This window comes from Microbispora cellulosiformans (genome assembly GCF_008728085.1).
Taxonomy (GTDB): Bacteria; Actinomycetota; Actinomycetes; order Streptosporangiales; family Streptosporangiaceae; genus Microbispora; species Microbispora amethystogenes.
This window is the reverse complement of sequence record NZ_VYTZ01000017.1, coordinates 92,639-116,616: the sequence shown is the minus strand read 5'-3', so window position 1 is coordinate 116,616 and position 23,978 is coordinate 92,639. Positions and strand designations below refer to the sequence as shown.

Genomic DNA, 23,978 nt, shown 5'->3' with positions numbered 1-23,978 from the left:
GATCGTGAATACGCTGCGGGGACCAAGCGCCTGGACGTGCTGGTCCGCTGGCCCTACACCGGCCCCGGCGGCGAAAGGCTGACGCAACAGGAGGGCATGGAGCTGAAGGTCTGGCGAGCGGGCGAAACCGACCCGCTGCCCGACGGCCTCGCCCAGCTCGACCGCTACTGGACCGGCTCACCCTCTCCACCGGCGTCCTGGTCATCTTCGACCGCCGCCCCGGGGCCCCGCCCTGGAAGGAACGCGGCGGCTTCGAGCAGACGACCACTCCCTCCGGCCGCCAGGTCACCGTCCTGCGCGTCTGACGCCCGCCTGGATCGCGCAGGACCGCGCGATTCTCACCCTGTGTTCCATTCCGTGGGTGCCGATTTCGTCATCGGCGCCGACACCATTGTCGAAGTCAGCCACACACGAGTGGGAGCCTTGGGGAGCCGTAGTGCACGCCAGCGGTGGAGGCCAGAGCCAGGAGAGATGGGTTGTTCGAGTCGACGCGGAATCCGCGGAAGAATGTGTCCGTCGAGGTCGGAAGGCACTGAAGGCTTATGGCCTCGATCTGCCCGAGTAAGACCTGGTTGTCGAGGCCGGTCGCGTACGACTGAATCGCTCCGGTTTCGTGGAACGGTCGGATCCGGGCGCGTTCGGATCGCTAGTATCTTCGGGTGGCGCAAGCTCAGCGCAGGCGCATTCCGGATGAAACTCGGCGCGCGCTCTTCGACGCGACCGACCGAAAATGCACCATATGCCGCAGGCCTCTGGACATCGAGGGCGGCACCCGCCATATCGGCGAGATGGGCCACATCGCGCCGCACTCCCCCGACGGGCCCCGCCGGGAGGCGGCCAGGCCGGCCGACGTCGACGGCTTCGACAATCTCATGCTGCTGTGCCCGAGCTGTCATCGAACCATCGACAAGGAGCCGGGGCTGTGGCCGGAGCCGTATCTGCGCGGCATCAAGGCCGAGCATGAGGGATGGGTGCTCGTCGGACGGGCGCGTCCGGAGCCGGAGCGGGCACCCGCCGGAGAGCCGGCGGGCATCGGTGACACCGTCGAGATCGAAGGCACCATTTACCACGTCGCGGGAGATCCCGAGGAGGAGAGGATCGCGGACGGCACGGCGATCGTGTCCCGGGCGTTCGCGCTCACGCCGGACGGCGGTCACGTCTGGCTTCGCAGGATCGCCGCCGGATCGCCAGGTCCGAAGGCGCTGGAATGGCGCTCCGCTCTGGCCGAGGAGGCCGGTCTGCTCGCCGAAGCGCTCCCCGGCCTGCCGCCACGCGTCGCGGCGTCCGTGACGCCGGAGACGGCGGTGCTGGTGACCGCGGTTCCGTCCTTCACCACCCTGGCCGGCTTCTACGACGGCCGGGGCCGGGAGGCCGAGGCAGTGCGCGTGCTCGGCGCCGGAGTCGCCGGGCTGTGCGACGGGCTGGCCTCCCTGCACGCCAGGGGCCTCGCCCATGGCGCCCTCGGCCCCGATTCGGTCATGACCGACCGGACGGGGTCGCTGTTCCTGCGTGACGCCGGCCAGGCGTTCTCACGCCCCGCCGAACCCGCCGAGGACGTCCGCCGGCTGGCCGAGCTGATCCATGTGATCGTGACGGGGCGTCCGCCCGTACCACTCGTCTCGGCCGGGGTCCTGAACCCCGCCGTGCCGGAGCGCTTCGCCCGCGCGCTCGATCGGGCGCTGTCATCTGACCCGGCCGCACGCGGCGACGTCCTGGAGCTCTACGCAGGTCTCCGCATCTGAGCGAAGGAGCAGACGGTGGAGGGAAGGATCGTCGACCTCGGGCCCGAGGTCGGCCTGGTCTGGTCGCAGAAGTTCCCCGGGACGCTGGTCAAACAGCGGGAGCGCCACCCCCTCCTGCCGGGAATGGAAGGGATCGGCCGGGACCTGTGGGCGGCAGGACCACGGAATCTCGTCCCCGCCCGCCTGGAGCGCGGCCGGGGAGGCCGTGACGACTTCCTCAAGATCTATGTCGACGGCCGGTACGCCCTCATGCTCTTCCCGACTCGGGACCTGCGCGGCTACTGGGTCGGCGGCATCCATCCGATGCACTTCGACGACCACGACCAGATCGTCCGGGGCGCCCTTCAGCTGCGCGCCGGGCGCTGGCAGGTCTTCGACAGCCCCCACGCCCTGCGTCATTCCTCCGGCTGGCCGGCGATCCAGACCGCTTGGAGCGCGGGCGTCGGCGCGCCGCCGAGGGAAGAAGAGCCCACGTTCCGGCCCGCCCATGCCGCCTATCTCGACCGGCTGACCATCCTGGTGGATCAGGGGCGGCGCATCGAGGCGTCGGCCGGCGACGCCCGCCGGCTCGTCCCGTACCGGCGGGTCACCCCGGTGGCCGCGATCCGCCGCTCCGCCCGGTCGGTGCACTCCTTCCAGCTCATCGACGCCAACCGGCTGACGCCGGGCACCCGTGTCCACATCGACGGCGAGCCCGACCTGCGCGGCCGGATCGAGCGGATCGAGGAGGCGGTGGCGACGGTGCGGTTCGAACGGCCGGTGGACTTCGCCCGGATCCCCGAGAGCGGCGCGTTCGCCGAAACGCCGAACCTCATCACCTACGACAAGAAACGCGAGGCCATCGAGATCCTGCGGGAGGGCCGCGCCCGCAACCCGCTGCTGCTGACGGCGCTGGTCGACCGCAGGTTCCAGACCTTCGCCCCGGCGCTCCGGGCCCGGCCCCGCGAGCCCTTGGACGCCAGCCAGCTCAGCGCCTTCCGCAAAGCGCTGGCCGTTCCCGACCTGGCGCTCGTCCAGGGGCCGCCCGGCACCGGCAAGACGCACACGATCCGGCAGGTCGTCCTGGCCTGCGCGGAGGAGAATCGCAAGGTCCTCATCTCCTCCTTCACCAACCGGGCGGTCGACAACGTGCTCAAGGACCTGCCGGAGGACCTGCTGGTGCTGCGTGTCGGGCGGGAGGACGGCATCACCCCGGGCTGCGAGCACCTGACACTCGAGGCGCGGGCGGCCGAACTGCAGCGGCTCATCGCCGACCGGACCGAGCCCCTTCTCGCTCGTTACGGCGCCGCGGCCCCGGATGGAGCGGCGGACGCCCTGTTCCGGCAACTGACCGAGGACATGCGGCGTCTCGACGACGCCGGAGCCCAGGCGCGGCGCAGCGCCGCCGCCGCGGCCGAGCGCGAGAACGCCGTGACCGCCGATCTCAGACGGCGGATGGCGTCCCTCGACGACGCGGGGAGCCACCACGGGGAACTGCTCACCCAACGCGTCCACGCGCTCGGGCGGCTCGACCGGGCGATGGCCCGCGCCGGGCGGGCCGCCGACCTCCCGCTGGTCGGCCTGTTCTTCCGGCGCCGGCTCACCCGGCTCCAGGCGAACCGGTCCGCGGCGGGCGCCGAGGCCGAGGGCATCCGCCGTACGCTCGACGCGATCGCGCGGGACCGGGCACAGGTCGCGGCCGAACTCGACCACGTCCGGGCCACGCATCCCGACCTGGTGGCCGCGCGTCAGGCCCACGAGCGCGATCTGGCCGAACAGCGATCCCGGGCCGAGCGCGCCGCGCTCGTCGCCACGTCCTTACGGGAGCTGCTCGACGGCGACCACCCCGAGATCGTCCCCGACCCGGCGAGGCTGGCCGCCTTCCTGTCCGCGGCGGGCTCCGCGCTCGGCCTGATGCGCAGACGGCTGGACCTGCTGACCTCCTGGAGGGGAAAGCTCGAACGGCGGACCGAGCAGCTGTACGGCGAGCTCGTCAGATACGCCGACGTGATCGGAGCCACCTGTATCGGCACCGCGACAAGCGGGCACCTCGACGGAGTCGACTTCGACCTGGCCATCGTCGACGAGGCCGGCCAGATCAGTACGGCGGACCTGCTCGTCCCGCTGGTCCGGGCGCGCCGGGCCGTCCTGGTCGGCGATCACGTCCAGCTGCCGCCGCTGCCCGACGACCGGCTGGTCGCCTGGGTGGCGGCCGAGCACCCCGGCGACCGCGAGCTGGCCCGGCTCGTCACCGACAGCGCCTTCGAGCTGCTGTTCCCCTCGGCGCCCCAGGAGAACAAAGAGGTGCTGCGCTTCTAGCGCCGGATGCCCGAGAGCCTGGCGCGCTTCATCTCCCGGCACTTCTACGGCGGGCTGCTGGAGACCGACGTGCGCCGGGTCCACCACGACGACCTGTTCGCCGCTCCCGTGGCGTTCGTCGACACGGCGGAGCTTCCGCAGCGGCAGCGAGGCGACCGCAAACCCCGCGAGGACGAACCCTGGCCCAAGGACAGCCGGCTCAACGAGTGCGAGGCCCGGCTGCTGACGCTTCTGGCCGCCCACTACCACGCCAGGTCCGACGACTGGGCGATCATCCTGCCGTACGCGGCTCAGATCGGCCTGGTCACCTCCCTGCTCGCCCGGCAGGTCAGCGACGAGAACGCCGTCGCCCGCCGGGTGGCGACCGTCGACTCGTTCCAGGGCGGGCAGCATGACACGATCCTCTTCGGATTCACGCTCAGCAACCCCGGCCACAGGGTCGGTTTCCTCCGTGAGGTGCGCCGCTCCAACGTCGCCTTCTCGCGGGCCAAGCAGCGGCTGATCCTCGTCGGGGATCTCTCCACGCTCCTCAACGCCGCCGACCCGGGCTTCCGTGACCTGGCGGGGGCACTGCACGACCACGTGCGCGCCACGGGAGATCTGCGGAGCTACCGCGAGATCATGCGACGCCTCGGGGAGAACCCGTGAGCGGTGCGCCGGCCGACACGATCCTCTACGCCCAGACCCGCGCGCTGGAACACGCCGCCGAGCTGCCCGGGATCCGTCCGTTACGGATCCACGCGCTCGCCTTTCCCCTGCACGCCGCGGAGCTCTCCGCGACCATCGAGGAACGCGACCCGTTCGACCTGCTCGACCGGTACGTCGGTCTCGCCATCGCCGAGGGCGGGTTCACCCGCCGTGCCGACATCGCCGTGTTCCTGGGCCTCACCGAGCACACGGTCGACCGGGTGCTGCGCTTCCTGGGCGGCATCGGCCATCTGTACGGCAGCGCCGACGCCCTTTTCCTCACCGAGCGCGGTCTGCGGTCGGTTCGCGACGACCGCCGCTACACCGAGAAGCAGGAACGGCTGCGCCTGTACTTCGACGGCGTGCGATGCGGGCCTCTCCGCACCGCCCACTACGCCCACGGCGTCCGGATCCTCGACCGCGACACCGCTCACGCCCAGCGGACCTTCCGCCTGCTCCCGGAGGCGTGCGGCTTCCGCCCCGGAGCCGTCCAGGAACTGGCCCGGCGTCACGACCGGGGCGAATACGACCTGCCCGACGAACTGCTCAACCTCGATGTCCTGGAGGTGGGCCGGGCCTTCCTGCCCTGCTACGCCATCAGGGCCCACGACGGCCGGCGGCTCAGGACGCTCGTCTACTCCGGTGTCGCCGATCTGCGGGACCATCACCTGGAGGAGATCCTCGGCTCCTGGCCGACGGCGACGCACGTGATGGAGAGCGCCGACTCGGAGGACCCTCGAGACCACTTCGCGGAGTGGATGCGCGAACGAGGGATCTCCCCCCGGTCGCTCTCCTGGGTCGACCACCACAGCGTCCGGTGCGTCCTCCCGCCGTCCCGCTACTCCGACCGCGAGGACGGGACGCGCGGGAAGGGCGCCTTCTCCCTGGCGATGCTCGGCGCGTACGTGGCTCCGCGCGGCCACGTCCTGCAACTGTGGTGCGACGACGTGCCCACCCGGGCGAGGGCCGTCCTCACCCGGGCGCTGGCCTACGCCACCGCGACCCGCCGTACGGTGCCGGAGGTGACCGCGTTCCTCGACCGCGTCTGCCGCCAGCTGGAACCGGACCCCGCCGTCACCCTCGACGACCTGCGCAGGCACGCACGCAGGGCCGGGTACGGCGCCCTCGACCTCAAGGAGTGAGAACGGCCGCCGTTCCGCCTCTCCGGTGTGCCCGGCACGTCAGTGGTAGATGCGTTCCTGGAGTTCGTAGAGCTCCGCGTAGAGTCCTCGCCTCGTCACCAGCGCCCGGTGGTCGCCGCTCTCCGCCACCCGGCCCTGGTCCAGGACGACGATCATGTCGGCCATCCGTACGGTGGAGAAGCGGTGGGAGACGAACAGGGTGATGCCGCCGGACCGCCGGCCCGTCTCGGCCGACAGGGTGGCGTAGCGTTCGAAGACGGCGTGCTCGGCGGCGGCGTCGAGCGCCGCCGCGGGCTCGTCCAGGACCAGGAGGAGCGGGTCCTCGCGCATGTGGCTGCGGGCGAGGCCCAGGGTCTGCCACTGGCCCATGGAGAGTTCGGTGCCCTGGCCGTAGCCGTGGCCGAGCAGCCCGGACAGGCCTCCGGGCACCGACGCCACGATCCGGCCGGCCCGCGACAGCTCGACGGCCTTCAGGACCGCCTGCTCGTCCTCCATCCGGGCGACGTCGCCGACCCCCACGTTCTCCCGCAGCAGCAGCTCGAACCGGGCGAAGTCCTGGAACAGGGAGGCCACTCTCGCCTGCCATTCTCCGGCCGGCAGGTCGCGCAGGTCGGTCCCGTCCACCAGGATCCGCCCGGATGTCGGCCGGTAGAGGCCGCACAGCAGCTTGACGAGCGTGCTCTTGCCCGCGCCGTTCTCGCCCACCAGGGCCACCGACCCTCCGGCGGGGATCGTCAGCGTGACGTCCTCCAGGACCACCCTGCCGGTGCCCGGATAGACGAAGCTCACGTTCTCCAGCCGGATCCCTTCGCGCAGCGCGGCCGGGACGGCTCGGGGCACCGGTGACCGCTGGGCCGGTGTGGCACGCCCGCCCTCCCGTGGCTCGCCCTCCCGTGACCCGTGGTCGCGGAGCGAGGTCAGCCGGTCCAGCGTCCGGCCCACGCCCTGCAGGCCGGTGAGGAGGGTGGCGGCGCCGGCCACCTGCACGCTCACCTGGACCGCGAGGGTGATGACCAGGATCACGTCGCCGACGCCCGCCCTGCCCTGCTCCGCCTGCCAGAGGACCAGTGTGATCGCGCCGCCGTAGGCGAGGGCGAACACGAGCTGGCCCGCCGCGCGCAGGGCGGCGGCCCGCAGGTGCGCCCTCCGCAGCACCGCGCTGGTCCTCGACCAGTTGGCGTCCTGCTCCCGGAGGAGCGCGGCCTCGGCGTGGAAGAGGCGGATCTCCTTGATCGAGGCCGGCGCGGTCGCCAGCGCGAGCAGGTGGCGGGTGCGGCGGGTGTTCTCCGCGCTCGCCTCCTTGGCCGACTCCAGGAGGTTCTGGGCCCACCTGCCCACCAGCACCGAGGGCAGCGCGGCCAGCGGCAGGAGGGCCAGCCACGGATCGAGTGTGACGAGGACGACGGTGGTGAGCCCTGTCTGGAGGGCGAGCCCGCCCAGCTGGAGCACCGACTCCACCGCGGTGCGGGTGTTGCCCAGTTCCTCCCGGACGAGGTTCACGTTGTCGGCGAAACCGGGGTCGTCGAGGCGCTCCATCCCGGGAGAGCCGTTGACGTGACGCACCAGTTCCTCGTTGAGCGTGGTCTCGGCGAGCTCGCCGACCTCGAAGTACGACAAATGCGCGAAGTGCCCGAGCATCAGTTCCAGGACGAGCAGGACGGCGACGCCCGCGATGACCCACGTCGCCGCCTCCAGCCGGCGCGCGAGGGCGGCGTCCGTGAACTCCCGGAGCCCGAGGGCGATGACGGGCGTCGCCAGGTAGCCGACGGTCATCAGCCCGACGGCCCGCAGCAGGCGGGCCCGGTCCGCCGCCGCGGCGAGGCGCAGCACGAACACGGCGCTGAGCACGATCCGTCTCATCTCGGAGACCCCGTCCCGGTGTCGTCGGCGCCGAAACGCCGTGCCTGCAGGTGGAACAGGTCGGCGTAGCGTCCCCCCGACCTGATCAGCCCTTCGTGGTCGCCCTGCTCGACGACCCTGCCGTGCTCGACGACCACGATCCGGTCGGCCCGGCGTACGGAGGAGAACCGGTGCGAGATGATCACCGTGGTCAGTCCGCCGGTGATGTCCAGGAACCGGTCGTAGAACTCCGCTTCGGCGCGTACGTCCAGCTGGGCCGTCGGCTCGTCCAGCACCAGCACCGAGGCGCCCCGCGCGACGGCGAGGAAGGCCCTGGCCAGGGCGATCCGCTGCCACTGCCCGCCCGACAGGTCGCGTCCGCTCCGGTACCGCGGGGAGAGCGGGGTGTCCAGCCCCGCGGGCAGCGACTCCACCACCTCCAGCGCGCCGGCCCGGCGGGCGGCCGCGAGAAGTGCGGCCCGGTCGGCCAGCGCGGCCGGCGCGCCGAGGCCGATGTTGGCGGCGGCGGACAGCTCGTACCGCACGTAGTCCTGGAAGATCACGGCGATCCGGCGTTGCCACTCCCGGGGATCGAACCGTCGCAGGTCCTGCCCGTCGACGACGAGCCTGCCCTCCTCCGGGTCGTACAGGCGGGTCAGCAGTTTGACCATCGTGGTCTTGCCCGCGCCGTTGAGCCCGACGATCGCGGTCGAACCGCCCGCCACTATCTCCAGGTCGAGACCGTCGAGGACCCACCGTCCCTCCCCGTAGCGGAACCGGACCTTCTCGAAGCGGATGCCGCGGGCGGGAAGCCCTTCGGCCGTGAGACGGCCCCGGGGGGTGTCCTTCCGGTTCTCCTCGGCGAGTTCCTCGAACTCGGCCAGGGCCTCGTAGGCGTTCAGCCCGTACTGCGTCTGGACGTCGCTCTCCGGGAAGAAGGCCCCGAAGCGGATCGCGACGATCGCCGCCTGGAGGACGACGGAGAGTTCCAGCAGGCCGAACCCGCCGCCGGCGGCGGTGCGGCCGAGCCAGATCAGGAGGACGGAGCCGCCCGCGAGGCCGACCAGCGTGTAGCGCACGAACGGCCAGAACAGGATGCGCCGCCGGCCGGTCCACAGCGCCGCCAGATACTCCTTCGCGTCCGCGCGGTGACGGCGTTCGTGCCAGTCGATCAGGCCCAGGGTGCGGAACTCCTTGGCCGCCGTCACCGTGGTCCCGATGTCGCGCAGGTAGGTCACGCGGCGGCGCGGGCCGGACAGTTCGTGCCAGAGCCCGCCGAGCCGTCCGAGCGATCCGCGCTGACCCCGGCGGATCACCAGCGCGGTGGCCGCCGCGACGGCGCCCGCGATCGGCGAGAGCGCGATCCCGATGAGGACCACCGCGCCCGCCAGCTGCGTGTACCTGGCGATCAGGGTGAGCGCGCCCGCCACCGCCTCCCCCGGCGTGGGCGGCCGGCGGCCGAGGCCGTCGCGCGCGTCGCCGAGCCTGCTCACGACGTTCTCCCGCTCCAGCACCGACATCGGGGCCCGCGTCAGGGCCGAGGTCATCAGGCGGCCTGCGCACCGGCCGTCCACCCGGCGCGCGATCACCTCTCCCACCGCGGCCTGGTACGGCACGAGCACCTGCTGGAGGACGTAGGCGCCGACCGTCAGCGCCAGCGCGGTGCCGATCGCGCCGAGGCCGCCGGTCCGCTCGGTCCGCTCCCCGGCGAACGCGGAGATCTCGCTCAGCAGCACGCTCGTCCCCACGATGAAGGAGACGGGGAGCAGGCCCGCGAGCAGGTTGAGCAGCACCGCGACGCTCAGCGGGGCCGCCCCGGCGTAGGGAAGCAGCCGGGCGAACGCGTGGCGGCGCTTCGCGGCGGCGGACCTGCCGGCGGACCCGGTGGCAGACGTGGTGGCGGACGCGGCGCGTGTTTCCGTGGTCATGCGTTCCTTCCGCCTGCGGAGCCGATCTCGACTATGATCGGAAGCAAAGCTGTGACGAAGCCAAGTAGGCCGGGACCGCGCGAGTCACGAGAGAGCCGCCGTCGCTGGAAACGCGGCCTCGCCCCCCGGTCGAAGACCCTTCTGAGCTGCGGGGAGGAACGGCGGCGCCGTCGTGGCGGCCGCCCAATGCCCCGCCGGTGGGCCCTCGTGACCGGGCCGCAACGAGGTCCCGCCGGTGGCGGGGCGAAGGTGTGGTGGCACCGCGAGCGACAGGTCCCTGCTCGCCCACACCGGACAGGGATACCTACGGTTCTCGTCTGTGGAGTTGTCATGCGAATTCTGTCCTCCCAGGTCTCCGAGCATGTCGGGGAAGAGGTGACCGTCGCCGGCTGGCTGCACCGCGTCCGCGCGCTGAAGTCGGTGACCTTCGCCATCGTGCGTGACCGGGATGGTCTGGTGCAGGTCGTCGCCGCCGAGCCGGAACTGGTGAAGCGCCTCGCGGTGCTCACCGAGGAGACCGTCGTCGAGGTGACCGGGACCGTCACCGCCAACCAGCAGGCGCCGGGCGGAGTGGAGATCACCTCGCCGGCGGTCCGTGAGCTGTCCGAGCCGGCCGTCGCGTCGCCGTTCGACCTCTACCGGCCGGTGGTCTCGGCCGCGCTGCCGACCGTGCTCGACAACGCGGCGGTGGCCCTGCGCCACCCCAGGCTGCGCGCGCCGTTCGAGATCTCCGCGGCCTCGGTGGCGGGGTACCGCCGCGCGCTCGACCGGCTGGGCTTCACCGAGGTGCACACGCCCAAGGTGGTCTCGTCGGCCACCGAGTCCGGGGCGAACGTCTTCGCGCTGGACTGGTTCGGCCGCAAGGCCTACCTGGCGCAGTCGCCGCAGTTCTACAAGCAGACCATGGTCGGGGTCTTCGAGCGCGTCTACGAGGTCGGCCCCGTCTTCCGGGCCGAACCGCACGACACGGCGCGCCACCTGGCCCAGTACACGAGCCTCGACGCCGAGCTGGGCTTCGTGACCGACCACCGCGACGTCATGGCCGTGGTCCGTGAGGCGGTGGCCGAGATGGTCGCCACGATCGCGGAGCACGCCCCGGCCGCGGTGGAGTTGCTCGGAGTGAAGCTGCCGGACGTGCCGGAGGAGATCCCGTCGATCCACTTCGCCGACGCGCAGGAACTGCTGGCGCGGGAGACCGACGAGGACCCGCGCGGTGAGCCCGACCTGGCCCCCGCGCACGAGCGGTGGCTGTGCGACTGGGCCCTGCGCGAGCACGGCTCGCAGTTCCTCTTCGTCACGGGCTACCCGATGCGCAAGCGGCCGTTCTACACGCACCCCGACCCGGAGCGGCCGGAGTTCTCCAACAGCTTCGACCTGCTCTTCCGCGGCCTGGAACTGGTCACCGGCGGGCAGCGGCTGCACCGCCACTCCGACTACCTGGCCGCGCTGGAGGCACGCGGGGAGAGCCCGGAGCCGTACGCCGGCTATCTGGCCGCGTTCGCCCACGGCATGCCGCCGCACGGCGGGTTCGCCCTCGGGCTGGAGCGGTTCGTGGCCCGGCTGACCGAGGCGGACAACATCCGCTGGACCACGCTCTTCCCGCGTGACCTGCACCGCCTGGCGCCCTGACCCTCGGGCCGCGTTCCGGTTCACGCGCACAGGTGCCGCTGCAGGCTGTACAGGGCGGGACCGAGCAGGACCAGCGAGAGCGCGACCAGCCAGCCGAGGTGCCCGGCGGCGGCCGGTAGATCGCCGGTGATCACCAGGGCTCTCGACAGCTCCACCCCGTGGTGGAGCGGAGAGACCTCGGCCACGGCGCGCAGCACCGGAGGGAGCCTCTTCGTCGGGAAGAAGACCCCGCTCAGCATGGTGAGCGGGGTCAGCACCAACGTGTAGAAGTAGGAATAGGCGTTGATCGCGCGGACGACACCGGTGAAGATCAGTCCGGCGCAGGCGAACACCAGGCCGAGCGGAAGCAGGGCGGGCACGGCGAGCGGGGCGGTGCTCGCGGGCGCGTAGCCCAGGGCCGCGACGATCGCCAGGTAGACGCCGGTGTAGACCAGGCATCGGGTCAGCGCCCACATCAGCTCGCCCAGCGCGATGTCGGGCGGCTCCACGGGGCTGGTCACCGCCGCGTCGTAACTGCGGGCGTGCCGGAGCCGTACGAAGACGTTGTACGTGACCTCGAAGACGGCGCCGTTCATCGCGGTGACGGCGAGCAGTCCCGGGGCGACGAAGCTCGCGTACGACGAGCCGATGGCGGCTCCGTCCACGTAGAACCCCAGGCCGATCCCGAGAGCCGCCAGCGAGAAGACCGGTTCGAAGAAGTTGGGGACGATGGTGGTCCGGTAGGACTTCCTGAACAGGGTGAGGTCACGCCACCAGATCCGCCGGGCGAGGGCGAAGGAGGGCACGGGGAGGGCACGGCTCGTGCGCGCGCGGTGCCGCGCGCCCGCACCTCGGCGGCCTGTCCTCGGGCCCGGCGGCGCGGCGGACGTCGCCGGCGCCCGGTCCGCCGGCGTGGCCGCCTCCCGCCGGTCCAGGGCGTGCAGCGCGTCCTGGAGCGACGACGGCCGGACGAGGCGGTCGCCGGCGCCGGCCGCCGCGAGGCCCCTGGTCAGGTCGGCGACGGAGTCCCCGAACACCAGCAGGCGGTTGCCCACCCGCAGCCGCTCGCGCTCCCCCGCGAGCCGGGGCACCGTCGCTTCGCGAGCCGCGGCCCCGGGGGCCGGCAGGTCGAGTTCGACCGCGTACCTCGGCAGCGTCGCGGCGATCAGCCGCCGCGGGTGGGACGAGTGCCGCACCCGTCCGGCGCGGAGCACGGTCACCCTGTCGCAGAGGCGTTCGACCTCTTCCAGGTAGTGCGTGGTGATGACCAGCGTCTTTCCGGTGGCGCACAGCGTGTCGAGCAGGTCCCAGAGCATCACCCGGCTCTCCGGGTCCAGTCCCGTGCTCGGTTCGTCCAGCAGGATCAGGTCCGGGTCGTTCACCAGCGCCCGGGCGATCAGGAGCCGCCGCTGCATGCCGCCGGAGAGTGTCTGCGGCATGGCGCGCGCGTGCGCCGTGAGGCCCACCGTCTCCAGCAGTTCGTCGGCGCGCGCGGCGGCCCCCCGCCTGGAGAGCCCGTGGTAGCGGCCGAAGGTGGTGAGGTTCTCCCGCACCAGGATCTCGTTGTCGTGGGTCATCCCCTGGGGCACCACGCCGATCCGCGCCTTGGCGGCCCTGGGGTGGCGTGTCACGTCGTGCCCGAGCACCCGGAGCGATCCGTGGTCGGGTGCGAGCGTGGCGCTGAGCATGCGCATCAGCGTGGTCTTGCCGGCGCCGTTGGGTCCCACCAGCCCGTGGCGTTCGCCCGCCGGGATCGCGAGCGAGACGCCGTCCACGGCGAGATGGGAGCCATGCCGGCGGGACAGGTCATGGCCCTCCACAGCCATGGTCAGCGGCGCCCGGACGGAAGGACCGGTGAACGCGGGATCGGCCAGTTCAGGATCGACCGAATTATGGCTATTCAAAGGGAGAAGTACCTTTTGGTAAGAGGGATGTCCGTAGGCCCGCCCGTGCACGCGGTACTCGCGGCCGCTCCACCGAAGGAAGTTAACGTGACATTCTTGGTGGTTTCATCAGGGAAAACCCTGAATGTTTCGCATTAAGTGTTACGTGACGATCATCGCGGTAGTTGAATCTCCTCACCGCCGCGGCGACCGCTGCCGGTAAGGAAACTTCCCGCAAGAGGATCCATTGGACGTCCCCGGCAGGGTCGACGAGGCCCGCGCGATCGAGACGTGGCTCGACGCCGACGTTTCCGGCCCCTGCATGGGAGTGCTGGGCGGAGACGCGGGCGTCGGCAAGTCCACCCTCTGGTCCGCCGCCCTGGCCGCCGCGAACGAGCGGTCGTTCCAGGTCCTCTCCTGCCGGTCCGACCTGAGCGAGACCGGCCTGTCCTATGTCGGCCTCGGCGACCTGTTCGCCGGCTTGGAGGGCTCCGCGGCCGTACGCGGCCTGCGTGAGCCGTTGCGCGGCGTGCTGGCCGGCACCCTGTGGTGGGAGCAGGCCCCCGGGGTGCCGCCCCACCAGCGCGCGGTGGCGCTGGCCGTGCTGGACCTGATCAGGAACCTGTCCGCCGAAGGGCCCGTGCTGATCGCCCTCGACGACCTCCAGTGGCTGGACTCCGCGACCGAGGTCGTGCTCACGTTCGTGCTCCGGCGCCTGACCGTCGAGCCCGTGAAGCTGCTCGTCACGCTCGGCGCGGGGACGGAGGGCGACGCCTGGCCCACGCTGGTCCGGGTGCTGCCCCCCGAACGGATCACCTCCTGGGAGGTCGGGCCTTTGGCCCCCCTCGCCCTGGCCGCCGTGGTGGAGAGCCGGTACGGCACGGCCTTCCCCCGGCCCCTGCTGCGCTGGCTGCACCGGGCGTGTGGCGGCAATCCCCTGTTCGGCCTGGAGACGGCCCGGGCCTGGAGCGAGCGGTCCTATCCGTCCGGCGATCTCCCGTTGCCGGAGAGCCTGCGGCACCTGCTCCGCGGGCGCGTCCGCGCGCTGCCTCCGGCCGCGGCGGAGGCGGTGCTGCTGGTCGCCTGTGCCGAGACGCCCACGATCGCTCTCGTCCGGACGGTGACCGGCTCGCTGACGGGGCTGGCGGAGGCGATCAACCGGCGACTCGTCGTGCTCGAACACGAGTCCCTCGGCTTCCGCGACCCGCTGTTCCGGAACGTGGTGTTCGAGGTCGCGGGGCCGCTGCGGCGCCGGGAGATGCATCAGCGGCTCGCCCGGGTGGTGACGGACGTGGAGGAACGTGCGCGGCACCTGGCCGCGACCGCCGGCCGTACCGACCCGGTCGTGGCCGACACGCTCGCCGCCGCCGCCACACTGACGGCCGCCCGTGGCGACCCTCTCACCGCGGGCGACATGACGGCGCACGCCGCCCGGCTCACCTCGCCCGGTGAGCGCGAGCTCGCCCTGCGCCGCTGGCGCGACGCCGCCGGTCTCCTGATCTCCGGAGGAGACGGATCCCGCGCCCTGGTCATCCTGGAGGACGCACTGCGCCGCTGCCCGCCCGGGCCGGTCCGGGCGGAGATGCTCCTCCGCCTGGGACAGGCGGCTTTTGGTTCCGGCGACGTCCCGGGCTCGATCACGCGTCTGGAGCGCGGCCGCGCCGAGGCCGCCGGGCGGCCCGACCTGCTGATCCCGATCACGGCCGGCCTGACGTACTACTGCGTGCACAGAGGCGACCTCGCCGCCGCTCACGGGCATGCCAGGGAACTGCTGCGCCTCACCGAGGCGGCCGGGAACGACGACGCGCGCGGCGAGGCCGTTTCCGTACTGTCCACGATCGAGTTCATCCGTGGGGCCCCGCCCCCGGCGGCCATGCCGGTGCCACATCGTCACAACCCCGCGGAGCACTCGCTCGCGGTCCCGCACCTGTACGGCTTCCTGTGCCGTTGCCTGGGTGACCTGCCCGCGGCGCGGGCCGTGTTCGCCGCCCTGCGCGCCGCGGTCGTCGAGGCCGGCACCGTGGCCTGCGCCGACTGGGGCATGGCCTGGGCCGCCGAGGTGGAATGCCTCGCCGGTGATCTGCGCGCGGCGGCGCGCTTCGCGGACCTGGCCGCCCGCGCCGTGGAGGCGACCGGCGTCCCCACGTCCGCCGCGCTGTTCACCGAGGCGCTCCTGCTCGGCATGCACGGCGAGCTGGGCAGGGCCCGGCTGCTGGCCGACGAGGGACTGCGGATCGCCCAGACCTCGGGCAACAGGCTGGCCGCGCTCTCATTGCGCGCCCTGCTGGGCTTCATCGACCTGTCCGACGGCGACCCGATGGCGGCCGTCCAGCACCTGGACGCTGCCGAGCAGACGTCCCGCTCCCTCGGCGTCGTCCTCGACGTGGTCTGCCCGACGGCGGGCGCCGACCACGTCGAGGCGCTGGTGCAGGTCGGACAGTACGACCAGGCGGCCGAGCGCGTCGAGCGGATCCAGCGGCACGTGCGCGTCGCCGACCGGCCACTGGGGCGGGGCCTCGCCGGCCGGGCATACGGCGTGCTGCTGACCGCCACCGGATCGCCGAAACGGGGAGCCGCCGAGCTGGAGGCCGCCGTGGCCGAGTTCTCCGCCGCCGGTGCGCCCTTCGAACTCGGCCGCGCCCTGCTCGCGCTCAGCAGGTCACAGAGCCGCCTGCGTCGGCGGGAGGCCGCACGGCGCACCATGGAACGGGCGTCGAGGATCTTTACCAAGATCGGTGCCGAGTGGTGGGCGGCGAGAGGTGAGCCGCGGTCGAGGCTCACCCCGCCCGACCGCCTGACCGTGTCGGAGGCCCAGGTCGCCTCGCTGGCCGCCGAGGGCCGGACGAACCAGGAGATCGCCAGGGAGCTGGCGATCGGGGTGAAGACGGTGGAGAGCCATCTGTCCAGCGTCTATCGCAAGCTCGGGGTGCGCAGCCGCACCGAACTCGCGCTGCGCATGAGCTCCGGCAGGCGGACCTCCGGGCACGGCTGAGGACGATCCGCGTCCGATCACGGCGTTTCAGGGTTTCCCCCAATGACGCGGCAAGAAGGGACATGTTAAATCAACTGCGTTGAAACCGGCCGCCGGGCCGGCGGCGTGTGCAATCGGAGGAGGCGTGTGCGATAGGAGAGGTATGGCCCGCGCACCTCGGAACCCGGATCGACTCAGCCCCGGATTTCCGCGCCCGGATATACGAGGACCCGGGCGGGAATGACAGGCCCGGCACGCGTACTCCTCCGCTACGGAACGGATTTCCGCCATGTCCGAATCAACTGAGCCGCTGACAGAAATCCCCGTCGTCGAGCTTTCAGACGCGGAAGGAGAGGCCCTTCGGGCCGGGATCGCCTCCGTCGACGCCAATCCGTACGACGAGTTCGAGACCTTCCTGGCGCAGGTCCGCCGGAACCGGAACGTGCTCCCCGCGGGGGTGCGCGCGGCGGTGGAGGCCCTCCGGCTCCGCCGCGCGCCCGGCGCGCTGCTCCTCCGCAACCTGCCGATCGTCCACGACCTGCCGCCCACGCCCGGACGGTCCTTCGCCTCGCTGCCCGACCTCGCCGCTGTGGGCACCGAGGCGTTGCTCGCCGGCGTGGTGGACCTTCTCGGCGAGCCGTTCAGCTACCTGGAGTGGGACTCCGGGCATCTGGTCCACAACAAGTACCCGATCCGGGCCCATCGCGATCTGCAGTTCGGATCCAACGCGGTGGAGTTCCTCCTGCACACCGAGACGCCCTTCCGCGACGTGTCCCCCGACTATCTCGCCCTGCTCTGCCTGCGGGGCGACCCGACCGGTCAGGCCAAGACGCGGGTCGCCGACATCACCCGGGTGGTCGACGCCCTGGACGACGCCGACCTGGCGGTGCTCGCCCAGGCACGGTACGCGTTCGAGACCGACAACCCGGTGGTCGTCATCGACGGGCGCGGGCTCACCGAGCCGCAGCCGATCATCAGCTACCGGGACGGCACGCGGGTGGTCGAGTACGTCGGCGACCTGGTCGCGATCGACGAGGAGTCGCAGCGGACGCTGGACGAGCTGACCCGGCGGGTCCTGGCCGTCGCCGCCGACGTCCCGCTGGTCACGGGAGACCTGCTCGTCCTGGACAACTCGCGGGTCGTCCACGGGCGCAACGCCATCGTCCCGAGCTACGACGGGACCGATCGCTGGCTGCAACGCATGCTCGTCACCACCCGCCTGCTGGACGGCGACCGGGAGACCGGCCGCCTGGTCTCCGATCGGCGTTACGCGAACTACCCCGACGACTACCAGAAGGCGCTCAGCCGGCCCGCCGCTCATCCGTAGCGGGCCGGGCTCCCCGACGCGAGGACGCAAAGCATGTGGAACGGCTACCCGGTCGTCGACGCGGACGGCCATGTCATCGAACCCGGGACACTGTGGGAGGAGTACGTCGACCCCGCGTTCCGGGAGACCTGCCTGCGGGTGGAGCGTGATCCGTCCGACGGCGACCGCCTCCTGATCGACGGGAGTCCCTCCAGGCTCATCCGCCGGCTCGGCGGCGTCCCGTACGACCCGGCCGAGCCCATCGTGGACTGGAACACCCTGGAACGCGCGGAGTACGCCCCCTTCATGGAGTCGTGCCCACCGGCGTCCTACGACGGCGAGGCACGGGTGCGGTGGCTGGACGCCGAGGGCGTCGAGGCCACGCTGCTCTTCCCGTCCCTCGGGCTCATCTGGCCCAGAGAGGTGGACTGCGCCTCTCCCTACGCGGTCGCCCACCTGCGCGCCTACAACCGCTGGATGACGGACTTCGCCTCGGCGGCCCCCGGCAGGCTCGTCCCCGTGGGCCAGCTGGCGCTGTCGCCCGAGGCGCCGTTCCCGCAGGAGGTGGCCGCGCTCGCCGGGGCGGGTTTCCGGCACGTGATGCTTCCCCATGGGGTGACGGTCCTCGACGCCCGGCTCGACCCGTTCTGGGCGGCCGCCCAGGACCACGGCCTGGTGATCCACCTGCACAAGGTCGCCGTGCCGCACCTGCTGCCGCTGCCCCTCCCGACCAGCGTGCGCGCGCCCGGCGCCGGCGCGTTCTTCAACCACGTCAACGAGATCCTGCCCGGTCAGCTCTTCCTGGCGGGGCTGCTCGACGCGCGGGTCCCCGACCGCTTCCCGGACCTGCGGTTCGCCTTCCACGAGTGCAACATCGGCTGGCTGCCCGCCTGGCTGGAGCGCGCGCAGGAGTCGTTCGAGACGCTGCGCGAGACCGGGCGCGACACCCCCGATCACTCGCCCCGGCACTACCTGTACGACCGCGACGCCTTCTTCTTCTCGACCGGCCTCGGCGAGCGTCTCGACCGGCTCCCCGGAGAACTCCGCTCCCGGGTGCTCCTCGCCACCGACTTCCCCCACCCCGGCACGCCCTTCCGGCCGCGGGAGGAGTGGGATCCGGTTCTGGCGTCCCTGCCCGAGGACCTGCGCCGCGCCCTGCTCGGCGAGAACGCCCTCCGCATCCTGGACAAATGACTCCCACGGCCCGGTAGTTCCCCCTTCCCGAAGGACTCTCATGAGACGTGCGGCCGCTCGTGACTCCCACATCCCGCTGACGTTGAAGAACCTCGATCTCGTACGGATCGAGGAGGTGTTCCGGCTCGGCGCCCTCCGGGACGGAGTGCGTTTCGCCACCACCGACATCCGGCTGCCGATCCTCGGCCAGGTGCTGCCGCGGATCGAGATCGTGATCAGCGGCCCCGGCTTCCGCAAGAAGATCACCGTACGGGTCAACCAGGCCTCTCCCTTCTGCTTCGACGGCACGCGGCTCAGCGCGCTGATCAACGACGAGGAGCGCGAGGTGGCCTGCGAGCAGTTCGTCGACGACGACCGGGCACCCACCGGCATGTACAACTTCGGGCTGCTCCGCGAGAACGGCACCCGCAGCTTCGTCTTCGACTACCACACCTACTGCGCGTACTCCTGCGACTTCTGCTTCAAGGAGAGCGAGTGGGAGGTGCTCGCCATCCAGCAGACGAAGACCGGGAGCTACAAGGCCAACTTCGACGAATGCCTCCGCTACGTCGACGACCACGCGGAAGACTTCCACACCAAGTACGACATCGTCTGGCTGTGCACCGGCAGCATCACGAACGAGGCGCTCGAACTGGAGCGCCACTGCCGGATGGCGACGGCGCTGCGCGACGCCGGGTACACGGAGGGGATCTACGTCTCGCAGGTCATCCCGCCGAGCCTCATCGGGAACCGGGACCGCCGGATCGAATATCTCACCACCCTGCGCGACTCGGGCGTCTCCCGCTTCAACAGCGGGATCGAGGTGGTCAGCGCGGACTACCGGCGACGGCTCATCCACGGATACAAGGCCGACATCACCTTCGCGGACTACGTGGACATCTTCACCGACGCGGTGGAGGTGTTCGGCACCGGCAACGTCGGCAGCTGCCTGCTCGCCGGGATCGAGCCGCCCGAGGAGACCCTGCGGGGGCTGGAGACCATCGCCGAGCTCGGGGTCGTCCCCTCTCCCACGGTCTTCACCGCGTTCGTGGTCAAGCAGCAGCAGATTCCCTTCGTGTACGACCTCGACGAGCTCATCCGCGTACACGTGAAGTTCAACGAGATCATCGAGCAGTACCGGCTCCCCGTCTTCTCGGGGGTATTCAGCCTTGCCTGAGCACCACCCGCACCGCCGGGCGCTGCTGACCCTGCCCCCGGACGCCGCCGAAGGCGGCGAAGATCAGTCGTCCGCCCTCGGGCCCGAACTGGCGCGGGCCGCGACACGGTTCGGCCGGACCCTGGGCGAGGCCGGCCTGCTGCACGTCACCGGGGCATGGGTACCGGCGGGCCTGCCGCCGACGCCCGACCGCCCCTACACCGAACTGGGGCACCCGATCGGGACCGAGTCGCCGCTGCTCGCCCTCGCGTCCCTGGTCGGCGAGGTGATCTCCTTCGCGGACTGGCACGCGGGCGCGCGGGTGCAGAACCTGTACCCGCTCCGCGGGGAGGCGTCCAGGCAGAACGCCGGCAACGCCGTCTACCTGGAGATGCACACCGAGACGGCGTTCCGCCCGAACACGCCGGACGCCCTCGTCCTGCTCTGCCTGCGGGCGGACGAGAGGGTCGACACCCTGGCGTGCGACCTGCTCGACGTGTGGGCGGGGCTCGATCCCGGCACCCGCCGTGCGCTGGCCGAGCCGGCCTTCGCCTTCCGCCTGCCCGGCGGCACGCTCACCGAGCCCAAACCGGTGGCGTCCCGGTGGCGCGGCCGGCTCCGCTTCAACTACGCCGAGGCGCTGTGCGCGGTCGGGGAGGAGTACGAGCGTCCGCTGCGGACGCTGCGTGAGGGGATCGCGGACCGCACCGTCACGATCAATCTTCGGACCGGGGACCTGTTGCTCATCGACAACACCCACCTCGTTCACGGCCGCACCGCCTACCAACCGCGCTACGACGGCACGGACCGCTGGCTGCAGCGGTGCCTGATCCGTGCCGCCGCGTGAACGCACAACAGGAGAAAGATTGAGCAACCTCTGCGACATCGGTGTGGACCCCCGCTGCTGGTATCCGGCCTGCCGCAGCGACGAGCTGGGTCCGGGACAGGCCAGGGAGGTCCGCTTCCTCGGCCGTTCCTTCGTCGTCTTCCGTGACGGTCAGGGCGCGGTCCACTGTCTCGACAACGCCTGCGCGCACCGCCGCGTCGCGCTCCACGAGGGCGAGGTGCGCGACTGCCGCATCGTCTGCCCCTACCACGGATGGGAGTACGGCCCGGACGGAGCGCTCGCCCGGATCCCCTACTGGGAGGAGGAGGCGCCGCTTCCCCGCCTGCGGGTGCGGAGCTTTCCCGTCGCCGAGCGCAGCGGCCTGGTCTGGTTCGTCCCCGAGCCCGCCGACCCGCTGCCTCCGCAGCCGCCGGACACCTCGCGGTGGGACGGCGGCGAGTGGTTCTCGTTCCGGCAGGACCGGGTCTTCCCCAACCACTACGGCGTCGGCCTGGTCAACGGGATGGACTACACCCACTTCCACCTGCATAGGAAGTATCAGCCCTGGTCGCGGCTGCGCCTGCGCGACCTCGAGACCGACGAGCAGCGCGTCTTCGGGTCGTACGAGGTGACGAGCGGGCACAGCCGGGCGGAGCGTACGCTCCGGATGCTGCTCGGCTCCGACCGGAGCGCCTCCACGGTGACCTACCCGCTGGAGGTGTACTACGACTATCCCCACCATCACGCGCGTCTCGGCGACGGGATGGTGGTGTGGGCCTTCTTCCGGCCGGAGGGCCGGGACCGGGTCGCCGTCTACATCACGCTGTACATCAAGGCCAGGCGTGGCACCAGGCGCCTGCGCCAGTTCGCCGAGCCGTTCTTCCGGCGTCTGGTGCTCGCCCGGATCCAGGAGCAGGACGCCTGGATCGGGGTGCGCGAGCAGATCGCGTGGGAGACCCGGCCGGACGAACCGCGCTGCGAGCTCAACCCGGTGGCGGCGGCGGCGGAACGGCTGCTGCGGTCCAGGTGGCAGGCCTACGTCGAGGAGGCCGGCCCTCCGGACGACCGATGGCCGGGCGTCCGCCTCGCGCACGGGGCCGCTCGGTGAGCGCACGTGACGAGGGGACCTCGCCGGCCGGGACCGATGTGGCGATCCACGGTCAGGCTCTGTCCAAGAGCTACGGTTCCGGCCGCCGGGCCGTGCGGGCCGTGCACGACGTCAGCCTGAAGGTCCGCACCTCGGAGTTCCTGGCGATCATCGGCCCGTCGGGCTGCGGGAAGACGACGCTGCTCCGGATGATCGCCGGGCTGGAGACGCCCACCGACGGCACGATCACCTGTTGCGGCGGTCCACCGGACCGGCTGGCGCGGGAACACCGCATCGGCATGGCCTTCCAGGACCCGGCGCTCCTCCCCTGGGCCTCGCTGCGGCGCAACGTGGAGTTCGCCTACCGCGCCGCGGGACGGCGGCCGGACCGGGAGCGCGTCGACGAGATCCTGGAGCTCGTCGGCCTGGCGAGCCTCGCCCACCTCCGCCCCCACGAGGCGTCCGGCGGGATGCGCCAGCGGGTCGCGCTGGCGCGGGCGCTGGTCATGGAGCCGTCGCTGCTGCTCCTCGACGAGCCCTTCGGGGCACTCGACGCCATCACCCGGCGCCGGTTGAACCGGGAGCTGGAACGCGTCTGGACCGTCGTCCGCCCGACCACCGTCCTGATCACCCACGCGGTCGAGGAGGCGGTGCTGCTGGCCGACCGCGTCGTGGTCATGTCGGGTCGCCCGTCCACCATCGTCAGGGAGATCACGGTGCCGATGGCACGCCCCCGGCCCGAGGTTCCGGACGAGACGTTCCGGCACGCCGTACAGGAGTGTGTCGAGGCGCTCGATGCATAGATCGGCTCTCCGCGGCCGCGCTCATCGGGCGGCCACGGCCCTCCTGGGCGGTGTGCTGCTGGTGTCCGCCGCCCTGCTGGTGTGGGACCGGTTCGGCGCCACGGGCCCGGCGGCGATCTGGCCCGTGCTGACCGGCCGCCGGGAGTTGCTGACCGAGGCGGCCGGCGTCACCCTGCTGGAGGCCGCGTACGGCCTGGCCGCCGGTACCGCGCTCGCGGTCGTGGCCGCCTGGTCGGCCGGCGCCGCGGCCGGAGCGCGCGGGCCGCTCCAGCTCCTCATGCTGATCTGCTACGCGCTTCCGCTGGTCGCGCTCGGGCCGCTGCTGACCTCGTCGGTGGAACGCGAGGCCATACCGGTGATCGCCGCCGCGATCAGCGTGGCCCTGCCGGTCTTCTCCGCGGCCGAGGCCGGGCTGAAGGCCATCCCCCGGGGGCTGCGCGACCTGCTCGCCGTACACGGCGCGGGGCGGTGGCGCCGCCTGCGCCTGGTCGAGGCGGCGGGCGCTCTCCCGTACGTGGTCGAAGGGATCAAGTTCGCCGTGCCCGGAGCCCTTCTCGGAGCGCTCATCGGCGAGTGGTTCGGCGCCGAGCGCGGGCTCGGCGTCCTGCTGGTCTCGGGGCTGCGGGACGGGCAGGACGACCTGGTGGCGGCGGTCAGCGTGCTCGTCGTCGCGATGTCCTCGATCGTCTACGCGGTGTTCGCCCGGCTGGCCCGGACGGTCCACCGCCGCCGCGGAACCACCGGAAGCGCCGCATGAGCCGCGCGGGTGCGCACCGGCTGCTCGGGTACGGCGTCGTCCTGGTCGTCCTCCCCGTGGCCTGGGTCCTGGTGCGCGCGAGCGGCGCCGTGCCGGCGCTGCTGGTGCCCGATCCCGCGAGGGTGGCGGAGAGCCTGGCCGCCAAGGTCGCGGACCCGGGCGCGCTGGCGCTCACCGTGTCGCGTGCCCTTGCCGGCACCGGGCTGGGACTGGCGTCCGGCACGGCGCTCGCGATCGTCTCGCACCTCCTCCCGATGGTGGAGCCGCTCACCCGCGCCGCCGGAATGATCATGCGGTGCGTGCCGGTGCTCGCCCTGAGCCCGCTGATCGCCACCTTCTTCGGCTACGGCGGGCCGGCCGCGGTGGCCACCGCGGCGATCCTGAGCTTCTTTCCCTCCTTCGCCCTGGTCGGCGCCGCGCTGTGGCGGATCCCGCCCGCCCTCGCCGACGTCGTCCGGGTCACCGGGGGTGGCCGGGGCAGGCTCCTGTGGCACGTCTCGCTTCCCGTCGCCCTGCCGGAACTGGTGCAGGCGGCCAAGCTCACCTCCTGTGTCGGGGTGCTCGCCACGCTCACCGCGGAGTTCCTCACCGCCAACGACGGGCTCGGCGCCCTGCTGGCCCGCTCCCAGGGACTCCTGGACACGCCCACGGTGTGGGCGATCCTGCTGACCTCGCTGGCCAGTTCCCTGCTCGCGTACGAGGTCATGGACCTCGCCGAGCGGAGGACCCGCGCCCGCCTCTCCCTGCACAAGCACTGAAACAGCACCAAGAA

At 72.0% G+C, this 23,978-nt stretch carries 17 protein-coding genes and 1 pseudogene; 14 read left to right on the top strand and 4 right to left on the bottom strand.

Translation table 11 applies throughout. The features are described from left to right. Window positions 1-659: 659 nt before the first annotated feature. From F5972_RS32345 to F5972_RS32330, 4 genes are read left to right on the top strand one after another with little or no spacing between them, the layout of a single operon-like run. Window positions 660-1,742, top strand: a complete 1,083-nt coding sequence (locus F5972_RS32345) for an HNH endonuclease (protein ID WP_150939158.1) — start codon at window positions 660-662, stop codon at window positions 1,740-1,742. A gap of 15 nt (window positions 1,743-1,757) precedes the next feature. After that, a complete protein-coding gene (locus F5972_RS32340; protein WP_150939155.1) occupies window positions 1,758-4,040 on the top strand; it encodes an AAA domain-containing protein in 2,283 nt (760 codons plus the stop codon). Window positions 4,041-4,046: 6 nt separating this feature from the next. Then, window positions 4,047-4,688, top strand: coding sequence for an AAA domain-containing protein (locus tag F5972_RS32335; protein WP_150939153.1), 642 nt, complete (start codon window positions 4,047-4,049; stop codon window positions 4,686-4,688). After that, complete coding sequence (locus F5972_RS32330) at window positions 4,685-5,869, top strand: hypothetical protein (protein ID WP_150939151.1); 1,185 nt, start codon at window positions 4,685-4,687, stop codon at window positions 5,867-5,869. The genes F5972_RS32335 and F5972_RS32330 overlap by 4 nt, the downstream gene beginning before the upstream one ends. A gap of 39 nt (window positions 5,870-5,908) precedes the next feature. Here the strand turns inward: F5972_RS32330 and F5972_RS32325 are convergent, their stop codons facing one another. Continuing rightward, window positions 5,909-7,729 (bottom strand): ATP-binding cassette domain-containing protein, encoded by a 1,821-nt coding sequence (locus F5972_RS32325; RefSeq protein WP_150939140.1) that lies wholly within the window; start codon window positions 7,727-7,729, stop codon window positions 5,909-5,911. Continuing rightward, the gene (locus F5972_RS32320; protein ID WP_150939137.1) at window positions 7,726-9,636 is read right to left on the bottom strand and encodes an ABC transporter ATP-binding protein; all 1,911 of its coding nucleotides are present in this window, start codon (window positions 9,634-9,636) and stop codon (window positions 7,726-7,728) included. The genes F5972_RS32325 and F5972_RS32320 overlap by 4 nt, the downstream gene beginning before the upstream one ends. A 330-nt stretch (window positions 9,637-9,966) precedes the next feature. On the opposite strand from F5972_RS32320, the gene aspS reads away from it, so the two are divergent. Beyond that, entirely contained in the window at window positions 9,967-11,265 is a 1,299-nt protein-coding gene (gene aspS, locus F5972_RS32315) for an aspartate--tRNA(Asn) ligase (protein ID WP_150939135.1), read from the top strand. Window positions 11,266-11,285: 20 nt separating this feature from the next. On the opposite strand, the gene F5972_RS37605 is transcribed toward aspS, so the two are convergent. Both F5972_RS37605 and F5972_RS39620 read right to left on the bottom strand, forming a co-directional pair. Next, window positions 11,286-12,560 carry an ABC transporter permease gene (locus F5972_RS37605; protein WP_449843640.1) on the bottom strand — a complete coding sequence of 425 codons (1,275 nt, stop codon included), beginning with the start codon at window positions 12,558-12,560 and terminating at the stop codon, window positions 11,286-11,288. A gap of 39 nt (window positions 12,561-12,599) precedes the next feature. Then, window positions 12,600-13,040 (bottom strand): annotated as a pseudogene (locus F5972_RS39620) (ABC transporter ATP-binding protein); the annotation flags it as partial. A 334-nt stretch (window positions 13,041-13,374) separates the two neighbouring features. On the opposite strand from F5972_RS39620, the gene F5972_RS32305 reads away from it, so the two are divergent. The 9 genes from F5972_RS32305 to F5972_RS32265 all read left to right on the top strand — a co-directional run bounded on the left by F5972_RS32305 (window position 13,375) and on the right by F5972_RS32265 (window position 23,964). Next, window positions 13,375-16,119 carry a helix-turn-helix transcriptional regulator gene (locus F5972_RS32305; protein WP_150939133.1) on the top strand — a complete coding sequence of 915 codons (2,745 nt, stop codon included), beginning with the start codon at window positions 13,375-13,377 and terminating at the stop codon, window positions 16,117-16,119. Between the two features lie 268 nt (window positions 16,120-16,387). Then, window positions 16,388-17,425, top strand: coding sequence for a TauD/TfdA family dioxygenase (locus F5972_RS32300; RefSeq protein ID WP_150939131.1), 1,038 nt, complete (start codon window positions 16,388-16,390; stop codon window positions 17,423-17,425). A gap of 33 nt (window positions 17,426-17,458) precedes the next feature. Next, window positions 17,459-18,598, top strand: a complete 1,140-nt coding sequence (locus F5972_RS32295; protein WP_150939129.1) for an amidohydrolase family protein — start codon at window positions 17,459-17,461, stop codon at window positions 18,596-18,598. Between the two features lie 40 nt (window positions 18,599-18,638). Then, entirely contained in the window at window positions 18,639-19,754 is a 1,116-nt protein-coding gene (locus F5972_RS32290; protein WP_150939127.1) for a hypothetical protein, read from the top strand. Continuing rightward, complete coding sequence (locus F5972_RS32285) at window positions 19,747-20,580, top strand: TauD/TfdA family dioxygenase (RefSeq protein WP_150939125.1); 834 nt, start codon at window positions 19,747-19,749, stop codon at window positions 20,578-20,580. The genes F5972_RS32290 and F5972_RS32285 overlap by 8 nt, the downstream gene beginning before the upstream one ends. A gap of 19 nt (window positions 20,581-20,599) precedes the next feature. Beyond that, window positions 20,600-21,667, top strand: coding sequence for a Rieske (2Fe-2S) protein (locus F5972_RS32280; RefSeq protein WP_191910420.1), 1,068 nt, complete (start codon window positions 20,600-20,602; stop codon window positions 21,665-21,667). Continuing rightward, window positions 21,664-22,449 (top strand): ABC transporter ATP-binding protein, encoded by a 786-nt coding sequence (locus F5972_RS32275; RefSeq protein ID WP_225312088.1) that lies wholly within the window; start codon window positions 21,664-21,666, stop codon window positions 22,447-22,449. Before F5972_RS32280 ends, F5972_RS32275 begins: the two co-directional genes overlap by 4 nt. Further along, window positions 22,442-23,206 (top strand): ABC transporter permease, encoded by a 765-nt coding sequence (locus F5972_RS32270; protein WP_150939117.1) that lies wholly within the window; start codon window positions 22,442-22,444, stop codon window positions 23,204-23,206. Before F5972_RS32275 ends, F5972_RS32270 begins: the two co-directional genes overlap by 8 nt. Beyond that, on the top strand, window positions 23,203-23,964 hold the full coding sequence (locus F5972_RS32265; protein WP_150939115.1) for an ABC transporter permease: 762 nt from the start codon (window positions 23,203-23,205) through the stop codon (window positions 23,962-23,964). Before F5972_RS32270 ends, F5972_RS32265 begins: the two co-directional genes overlap by 4 nt. Window positions 23,965-23,978: the final 14 nt, after the last annotated feature.

What these genes read in the sequence shown, in the direction of transcription:
- F5972_RS32295 (WP_150939129.1), top strand. Translation starts at nt 17,459, where the DNA reads ATGTGGAACGGCTACCCGGTCGTCGACGCGGACGGCCATGTCATCGAA.
- F5972_RS32290 (WP_150939127.1), top strand. Translation starts at nt 18,639, where the DNA reads ATGAGACGTGCGGCCGCTCGTGACTCCCACATCCCGCTGACGTTGAAG.
- F5972_RS32300 (WP_150939131.1), top strand. Translation starts at nt 16,388, where the DNA reads ATGTCCGAATCAACTGAGCCGCTGACAGAAATCCCCGTCGTCGAGCTT.
- F5972_RS32270 (WP_150939117.1), top strand. Translation starts at nt 22,442, where the DNA reads ATGCATAGATCGGCTCTCCGCGGCCGCGCTCATCGGGCGGCCACGGCC.
- F5972_RS32265 (WP_150939115.1), top strand. Translation starts at nt 23,203, where the DNA reads ATGAGCCGCGCGGGTGCGCACCGGCTGCTCGGGTACGGCGTCGTCCTG.
- F5972_RS32325 (WP_150939140.1), bottom strand. Translation starts at nt 7,729, where the DNA reads ATGAGACGGATCGTGCTCAGCGCCGTGTTCGTGCTGCGCCTCGCCGCG.
- F5972_RS37605 (WP_449843640.1), bottom strand. Translation starts at nt 12,560, where the DNA reads ATGCTCTGGGACCTGCTCGACACGCTGTGCGCCACCGGAAAGACGCTG.
- F5972_RS32320 (WP_150939137.1), bottom strand. Translation starts at nt 9,636, where the DNA reads ATGACCACGGAAACACGCGCCGCGTCCGCCACCACGTCTGCCACCGGG.
- F5972_RS32335 (WP_150939153.1), top strand. Translation starts at nt 4,047, where the DNA reads ATGCCCGAGAGCCTGGCGCGCTTCATCTCCCGGCACTTCTACGGCGGG.
- aspS (WP_150939135.1), top strand. Translation starts at nt 9,967, where the DNA reads ATGCGAATTCTGTCCTCCCAGGTCTCCGAGCATGTCGGGGAAGAGGTG.